General features: G+C 74.4%; 8 protein-coding genes. 1 reads left to right on the top strand and 7 read right to left on the bottom strand.

All coding sequences use genetic code 11. The features are described 5' to 3' along the window. Positions 1-84: 84 nt before the first annotated feature. Genes ACFU7Z_RS33040 through ACFU7Z_RS33010 form a run of 7 tightly spaced genes read right to left on the bottom strand, consistent with a single transcriptional unit; the run spans position 85 to position 5,311 of the window. On the bottom strand, positions 85-405 hold the full coding sequence (locus ACFU7Z_RS33040; RefSeq protein WP_049659041.1) for a TcmI family type II polyketide cyclase: 321 nt from the start codon (positions 403-405) through the stop codon (positions 85-87). 5 nt (positions 406-410) lie between these two features. After that, a complete protein-coding gene (locus ACFU7Z_RS33035) occupies positions 411-866 on the bottom strand; it encodes an SRPBCC family protein (protein ID WP_049659036.1) in 456 nt (151 codons plus the stop codon). Between the two features lies 1 nt (position 867). Continuing rightward, positions 868-1,128 carry an acyl carrier protein gene (locus ACFU7Z_RS33030; RefSeq protein WP_074004530.1) on the bottom strand — a complete coding sequence of 87 codons (261 nt, stop codon included), beginning with the start codon at positions 1,126-1,128 and terminating at the stop codon, positions 868-870. Between the two features lie 57 nt (positions 1,129-1,185). Then, complete coding sequence (locus tag ACFU7Z_RS33025; protein WP_375877728.1) at positions 1,186-2,424, bottom strand: beta-ketoacyl synthase N-terminal-like domain-containing protein; 1,239 nt, start codon at positions 2,422-2,424, stop codon at positions 1,186-1,188. A 5-nt stretch (positions 2,425-2,429) separates the two neighbouring features. Continuing rightward, a complete protein-coding gene (locus tag ACFU7Z_RS33020; RefSeq protein ID WP_049659039.1) occupies positions 2,430-3,686 on the bottom strand; it encodes a beta-ketoacyl synthase in 1,257 nt (418 codons plus the stop codon). Then, positions 3,683-4,108, bottom strand: coding sequence for a cupin domain-containing protein (locus ACFU7Z_RS33015; protein ID WP_074004532.1), 426 nt, complete (start codon positions 4,106-4,108; stop codon positions 3,683-3,685). The genes ACFU7Z_RS33020 and ACFU7Z_RS33015 overlap by 4 nt, the downstream gene beginning before the upstream one ends. A 27-nt stretch (positions 4,109-4,135) precedes the next feature. Next, on the bottom strand, positions 4,136-5,311 hold the full coding sequence (locus ACFU7Z_RS33010; protein ID WP_380781578.1) for a SchA/CurD-like domain-containing protein: 1,176 nt from the start codon (positions 5,309-5,311) through the stop codon (positions 4,136-4,138). A 208-nt stretch (positions 5,312-5,519) separates the two neighbouring features. Between ACFU7Z_RS33010 and ACFU7Z_RS33005 the strand changes: the two genes are divergently transcribed. After that, positions 5,520-7,241, top strand: coding sequence for an FAD-dependent oxidoreductase (locus tag ACFU7Z_RS33005; RefSeq protein ID WP_380781576.1), 1,722 nt, complete (start codon positions 5,520-5,522; stop codon positions 7,239-7,241). The last annotated feature ends 5 nt before the right edge of the window (positions 7,242-7,246 follow it).

Here is a 7,246-nt window from a genome sequence, read left to right as displayed (position 1 = left end):
GCCGGGGGCGGGCCCATCGGGGGCTGGATCAGCGGGCCCGTCGGGTAGCCGCGGGGGCAGCGGCCCCGTCGGGGAGCCGCCGGGTCAGCGGTCCCAGCGGTAGAACTCCCGTGCCATGGCGTCCTTCGGCTCCCGCCAGGTGGCCGGGTCGTACGCCTGCACGTAGGCGGTCAGGCGGTCGCTGACGGTCCGGAACTCCGGGTGCCCGACGACCTTGGCGACGGCGGGGCCCGGCGGGCGGTCGGCCTCGATCAGGTGGAGGTAGACGTCGCCGAACTGGAAGAGGCTGCGGCCGGTGACGCCGATCAGGTGCGGCAGTTCGCCCTGGTCGGACTCGGCGAACACCTCGGCGATGTCCGGCGCGGCCTCGGGCTTCATCCGGGCGACGATCAGCGCCCGGTGCAGGCCGGTCACAGCTCCGCCGCCCGCTTCTCGACCTTCTCCCGGATCAGCTGCATCTGGATCTTCGAGTTGCGGTTGATGTGGCCGGTCATGCCCTCGTCGTCGACCGGGGCGGTCGGCTTCATGGCGAAGTCCTGGATCCAGCGCATCCTGGTGCCGGCCGGTGCCTCCGCGTACTCCCAGCGGATCTCCATGAACTCGAACGGGCCGGGCTCGACCCGGCGGGCGCGCACCGCGAGCGCGTCCCGGTCGGTCTCCCGCTCGGAGACCCAGCTCCACACCTGGCCGTTCTCGTCGGGGTGCATGGTGAGCCGGAACCGGACGAGCTCGCCCTGCCGGTCCAGCACCTCCACCGAGGCGTACTCGCTGAACAGCTGCGGCCAGTTCTCCAGGTCGTTGGTCATCTCCCAGACCAGGTCGAGCGGGGCGGCGATGACGATCTCGTTGTCGGTGTGTCCGGGCATCTCAGGCACCAGCCTTCGTGGCGAGGGAGGAGTTGACCAGTTCCAGGAACTCGGCCGGGGTCTTGGCCGACTCGGCGCCCGAGGTGACCTTGAGGCCGTGCCGGTTCTCCAGCTCGCCGACCACGCCGAGCAGGCCGAGCGAGTCGACGCCGAACGTGTCGAACTCCGCGCCCGGCCGCGCCAGGTCGCCCGGGTCGACGGTGACGCCGGCCCGGGACTGGAGCAGGACGGCGAGTTCCGGATAGCTGAGGGTGTTGCTCACGGGTGTCCCTTTCGGAGGTGTGACGGGGTGGTGCGGGGCGGTGGTCCGGGCGGCGGTTCAGGGCCGCCAGCGCCGGACCACCAGCGCGGAGTTGGAGCCCATCAGCCCGCGGCTGACCACCAGGGCGGTGTTCAGTTCGGCCGGGCGGGCGCGGCCGGTCACCAGGGCGAGGTCGTGGCAGACCTCGGTGACGTTGGGGGTGGGCGGCAGCACGCCGTCCTCCATGGCCAGCACGGCGGCGGTCACGTCGAGCATCGGGGCGCCGCAGTAGGCGCGCCCCGTACCGGTCTTGGGCGCGGTGACCGGGACGCGTTCGGCGGCCGGGCCGAGCGCGTCGGCGAGCGCCAGGGCCTCGGCCCGGTCGGCCTCCGGCACCCCCAGGGCGTCCGCGAAGACCACGTCGATCTCCTCGGGCGCGATGCGGGCCTCGTCCAGCGCGATCCGGATCGCGGCCGCCAGCCCCGCCCGGGACTCCGCCCAGCGGGAGGCCCCGGTGAAGGTGGCGCCGTGGCCGACCAGTCGGGCCCGGATGCGGGCGCCGCGCAGGAGGGCCGCCTGCTCGTCCTCCAGCAGCAGCATCGCGCCGCCCTCGGCGGGGGAGAAGCCGCAGGCCAGCGCGGTGAACGGCAGGTACGCCCGCTCGGCCCGCCCGGCCAGGCTGACCTCGGGGTAGCCGAGCTGGCAGACCATCGAGTACGGCGCCAGCGGGGCCTCGGCGGCGCCGACCACCACCGCGTCGGTGCCGCGCTCGATCGTGCGGGCGGCGTGCGCGAGGGCGTCCAGGCCGCCGGCCTCGTCGCTGGCGACCACCCCGCACGGGCCCTTGTAGCCGCCGCGGATCGAGATCTGGCCGGTGCTGGCCGCGTAGAACCAGGCGATGGACTGGTACGGGCCGACGAACCGGGGCCCCTGGCCCCAGAGCTGCTGGAGCTCGCGCTGGCCGAACTCGCCGCCGCCGGAGCCGGCCGCGGTCACCACGCCGACCGCGAAGGGCTGTTCCGGGTCGGGCCGGAAGCCGGCGTCCGCCACCGCCAGGTCGGCGGCGGCCATCGCGTAGTGCGTGAAGCGGTCGGTCTGCACCAGGAAGCGATTGTCGATCGCCGACTGCGGATCGAAGCCGTTCACCTGGCCCGCGATCCGGAGCGGAAGCCCGGTGCAGCCCTCGCGGGATATCCGGTCGAGGACGCTCACGCCCTGCCTGGTGGCCTTCCAGAAGGCGTCGGCCCCGACCCCGTTCGGAGCCACCACGCCGAGCCCGGTGATCACCGCCCGGCGGCCCTGCTGACGTGACGTCATGGAACTCACCCCGTTCTGTTGAGCACGACGGCGGACTGGAATCCGCCGAATCCGCTGCCGACCGAGAGGATGCGGCTCAGCGGCAGCTCGCGCGCGGTGCGCGGCACGTAGTCGAGGTCGCACTCCGGGTCCGGAGTCTCGTAGTTGGCGGTCGGCGGCACGACCCCGTGGGCGAGCGCCAGGGTGCAGGCGACGACCTCGATGGCGCCGATCGCGCCGAGCGAGTGCCCGACCATCGACTTGATCGAGCTCATCGGGGTCCTGAAGGCGTGCGCGCCCAGCGAGCGCTTGACCGCGGCGGTCTCGTGCCGGTCGTTCTGCTTGGTGCCCGAGCCGTGCGCGTTGACGTAGTCCACCTCGGTGCGGTCCACCCGGGCGTGGGCGAGCGCGTGGTCGATCGCCCGGGACATCTCCAGCCCCTCCTTGGTGAGGCCGGTCATGTGGTAGGCGTTGCCGAAGGTGGCGAAGCCGCCGATCTCGCCGTAGACCCGGGCGCCGCGGCGGCGGGCGTGCTCCAGCTCCTCCAGGACCAGGACGGCGCCGCCCTCGCCGAGCACGAAGCCGTCCCGGTCGGCGTCAAAGGGGCGGGAGGCGTGCCGCGGGTCGTCGTTGCGCTCGCTGGTGGCCTTGATGGCGTCGAAGCAGGCGACGGTGATCGGCGAGATCGGGGAGTCGGAGGCGCCGGCTAGGCAGATGTCGGCGCGTCCCTCCTCGACCGCCTGGAAGCCGTAGCCGATCGCGTCCAGGCCGGAGGTGCAGCCGGTGGAGACGGTCTGCACCGGGCCGTGCGCGCCGGTCCGCTCGGCCACCGCGGAGGCCAGCGTGCTGGGCGCGAAGGCCCGGTGCAGCTGCGGTTCGGCCTGCCGGTGGTCCACGTCCCAGCGGGCGCCGGCCGCGCTCACCAGGGCGTAGTCGTGCTCCAGCCGGGTGGTGCCGCCGACGGCGGTGCCGAGCGAGACGGAGATCCGCCACGGGTCCTCGGCGGCCAGGTCCAGGCCGGCGTCGGCGATCGCCTCGTCGGCCGCGACCATCGCGAACTGCACGTAGCGGTCGGCCCGTTGGACGTCCTCCGGGCCCAGCCCGTGGGCCGCCGGGTCGAAGTCCACCTCGGCGGCGATCCGGGAGCGGAACCCGGTGGGGTCGAACAGCGTGATGCCCCGGGTCGCGGTGCGGCCGGAGGTCAGCAGCTCCCAGAACGCCGGGACGCCGACCCCGCCGGGGGCGACCACGCCGATCCCGGTGACGGCGACGCGCCGGGTCACGAGACCACCTTGGCGTGTTCCGGCGGGCCGGAGGCCGCGGTCCCCTCGGTGCTCACGTGGCCGAGGTCGGGGCGCGGGGCGAGCGGGCCGAGGTGGAAGACCATCCGGGCCTCGGTGTCGCCGACGTTGCGGAAGCGGTGGCGCATGTTGATCGGGATCATCAGGCCCTGGTCCGGCTTGAGCGGATGGGGCTTCCCGTCCAGGTCCACCTCCAGGTCGCCGCAGACGACGAACACGAACTCCTCGGAGTACGGGTGGTAGTGCTCGCCGATCCGCTCGCCGGGCCGGACGATCGCCAGGCCCATGAAGCCGCTGGTCGCGCCGCAGCTGGTCGGGGTGAGCATGGTGCGCAGCTCGGCGCCGTGGCGGCGGTTCTCCGGTGCCTCGTGGACGCTGACGATCCGTGGGGACTGCGTGGTCATGGAGATCTCCCGTGAGATGACGGAACGTCAGTTGTTGATCGGGTCGGCGGAACTGCGGTCGGTGACCGGGTTCATGGCGCGGGCCGCGAGGAAGGCGCCGAGCCCGGCGGCGCTGCGCAGGTCGCCCTGCGGGCCGAGGTCGAGCAGCCCGGCGAGCACGGCGGCCTGCCGGTCGTCGGCCACGCCGAGGGCGGCCGCCGGGTCGGCCTCGGCCGGCACCCGCAGGTCGACCAGGCGCACCACCACGTCCTCGCGGTGGAAGACGGTGGCCGCCGCGACCGGCCCGGTCGGGTCGGCGGTGGCGAGGTTGTCGTGCTCGGCCAGCAGCTCGGCCACCTCCTGCCCGCGGCCCGGGCGCACCGGGTAGAGCACGGCGTGCCGGTGCAGCCGGGCGGAGGCGGGGGAGCTGGCGATCGCCTGGTGCCGGGCGGGCAGCGCGGCCCTGGCGAAGAACGCCCGGGCGGCCTGCGGGTCGCCCAGTTGGCGGCTCTCCTCCAGGTGCGGGTTGAGCGCCTCCTCGACGGCCCGCACCTCGGGCTGCATCGCCACGTGGCGCAGCGCGTCGCCGAGGTTGCCGATCACCTCGACGGCGCGGACCACCCGGTTGCCGAGCATGAACAGCGAGGTGCGGCGCAGCCGGGTGTGCTCGTCCACCTCGGCCCGGGGGGAGGCGTAGCCGGAGAGGATGCGGGCCACCTCGGGCTCGCTGCCGGGCTTGACGGTGAAGGTCAGCGCGTGGCGCACCACCCCGTCCGGGCCGGGGTCGACCCTGGGCGGGCCGACGTGCCCGGCGGGAGTGGTGCGCGGCAGCCCGGGCGGCACCTCCATCGGGGCCCGGGTGCCGGTCGAGCCGGCCGCGGAGGTCTCGCGCAGCACGGCGTAGCGCAGCGAGCGGAAGTTGTCGCTGACGCAGCCGTGCATCGGCTTGACCATCTCCCGGTGGGCCGGGCTGTCCACCCACTCCAGGAAGGTCTCCTGGTCCTTCCACTCGCTGGTGATCAGCCACTGGCGCGGGTCGTTGATCGACTGGCACAGCTGGTCGCTGACGTGTCCGGGGACCGAGGCCACCTGGTGGCGCAGCTGCTCGTACACGTCGAGGAAGCGCTGCTGGGCGCCGTCCTGGATCTCCAGCATCAGCACGACCCGCAGCCGGGTGTCGGCCTCGTCGTGCTGCTTCGGCTGGGGTTCGGACAGAGTTGTCATGATCCACTTTCTGCTCTGGGCCGCACGCTGCGGGCCGTGTCGGCCGTGCCCGGCGGGTGCTCCCCGGCCTGGGAGGGCGGTGCGACGGCGGGTCGGCCGGGCGCGTCGGCGCCAGGCCTGAGGTCGATCGTGGGCGGCGCGGCGGGCGCGGCGCGAGATTTGCGGGCCATCCGGGCGAAGGGGCGCCACGGGCCCCCTCCGGCGGGGGATGGAAGAGCGGGGCCCCCGGTCGAGCGGGCCCGCCGAGGGCGGCGCCGAGCCCAGTCTCCGGGCCGCGGAATCCCCTGACAGGGTGGAGCAATTGATGAATCCGAAGGTTGACGACCGGGTGCCGGTCCTCATCGTGGGCGGCTCGCTGGTCGGGCTGTCGGCCTCGCTCTTCCTCGGGCGGCTCGGGGTCGGGCACCTGCTGGTCGAGAAGCACGCCGACACCTCGCACCACCCGCGGGGGCGCGGCAACAACGTCCGCACCATGGAGCTGTTCCGGGTGGCCGGGATCGAACCCGCGATCCGTGAGGCGGCCTCGATCCTGGCCCCCAACCACGGCATCCTCCAGGCGCCGTCGCTGACCGGCGCCGAGCAGGAGTGGCTGTTCCGGGAGATCGACCCGGGCGGCCGGCTGGCCCGGTTCAGCCCCAGCTCCTGGTGCCTGTGCAGCCAGAACGACCTGGAGCCGGTGCTGCGGCGGGCGGCCCGCGAGCTCGGCGGCGACCTGCGGTTCGGCACCGAACTGGTCTCCTTCGAGCAGGACGCGGAGGGCGTCACCTCGGTGCTGCGCAGCCGGGAGAGCGGCGAGCGGCGGGTGGTGCGCTCGGAGTTCCTGATCGCCGCGGACGGCCCGCGCAGCCCGGTCCGCGAGCGGCTGGGCATCGGCCAGTCCGGCAAGGGCGAGCTGTTCCACAACGTCAGCATCACCTTCCGGGCCAAGCGCCTGGCCGAGGTGGTCGGCGACCGTCACTTCATCGCCTGCTACCTGACCAACCCGGAGGCGGACGGCGCGCTGCTGCCGGTGGACAACCAGGAGGAGTGGGTCTTCCACGCGCCCTGGCACCCCGAGCACGGCGAGCCGCTGGAGGCCTTCACCGACGAGCGCTGCGAACGGCACATCCGCACCGCCGTCGGCCTGCCGGAACTGGACGTCGAGGTCACCGGCCGGGCGCCCTGGCACGCCGCCGAGCGGGTGGCCGAGCGGTACGGCGCCGGGCGGGTCCTGCTCGCCGGGGACTCCGCCCACGAGATGTCCCCGACCGGGGCGTTCGGTTCCAACACCGGCATCCAGGACGCCCACAACCTGGCGTGGAAGATCTCCGCCGTGCTCTGCGGCTGGGCCGGGCCGGGGCTGCTGGAGACGTACGGGCAGGAGCGCCGCCCGGTCGCCCGGGTGACCGGCGAGCGGGCCTCGGCGCGGTCCGCCGAGCACAGCCACCCGGGCTACGCGGTGGTGCCGGGTGCGGGCCGGCAGGCCGGGGTGCTGGCGGTGGCGCTCGGCTACCGGTACCCGGTGGGCGCCGTGGTCGGCGCGGACCGGGACGGCCCGGTGGTCCCCGAGCAGTTCGAGTCGGCGGGCGAGCCGGGCAGCCGGGCCCCGCACCAGTGGCTGCTGCGGGCGGGGGTGAGGCTCTCCACGCTGGACCTGTACGAACAGGCGATGGTGCTGCTCACCGGCCCCGAGGGCGGTGCCTGGCAGGCGGGTGCCCGGCGCGCGGCCGACCGGCTGGCCGTCCCGCTGGACGGCTTCCGGATCGGCGACGGGGCCGAGGACGACCTGGCGCCGGAGCCCGGCGCGGACTTCGCCGCCCTGCACGGCATCGGCCCGCTGGGCGCGGTGCTGGTCCGCCCGGACGGCTTCGTCGCCTGGCGCTCGCCCGGCCCGCCGCGGGACGCGGAGGCCGAGTTCGTCACGGCGCTGCGGACGGTGCTGAGCCTCTGACGGAC

It is taken from the genome of Kitasatospora sp. NPDC057518 (assembly GCF_042802075.1).
Lineage (GTDB): Bacteria > Actinomycetota > Actinomycetes > Streptomycetales > Streptomycetaceae > Kitasatospora.
The sequence above is the reverse complement of the archived record's forward strand: the minus strand, read 5'-3'. Positions and strand labels throughout refer to the sequence as shown.

Bases quoted from the DNA above. Each gene is read 5' to 3' on its own strand.
- ACFU7Z_RS33035 (WP_049659036.1), bottom strand. From the start codon at position 866: ATGCCCGGACACACCGACAACGAGATCGTCATCGCCGCCCCGCTCGAC.
- ACFU7Z_RS33025 (WP_375877728.1), bottom strand. From the start codon at position 2,424: ATGACGTCACGTCAGCAGGGCCGCCGGGCGGTGATCACCGGGCTCGGC.
- ACFU7Z_RS33015 (WP_074004532.1), bottom strand. From the start codon at position 4,108: ATGACCACGCAGTCCCCACGGATCGTCAGCGTCCACGAGGCACCGGAG.
- ACFU7Z_RS33010 (WP_380781578.1), bottom strand. From the start codon at position 5,311: ATGACAACTCTGTCCGAACCCCAGCCGAAGCAGCACGACGAGGCCGAC.
- ACFU7Z_RS33005 (WP_380781576.1), top strand. From the start codon at position 5,520: ATGGAAGAGCGGGGCCCCCGGTCGAGCGGGCCCGCCGAGGGCGGCGCC.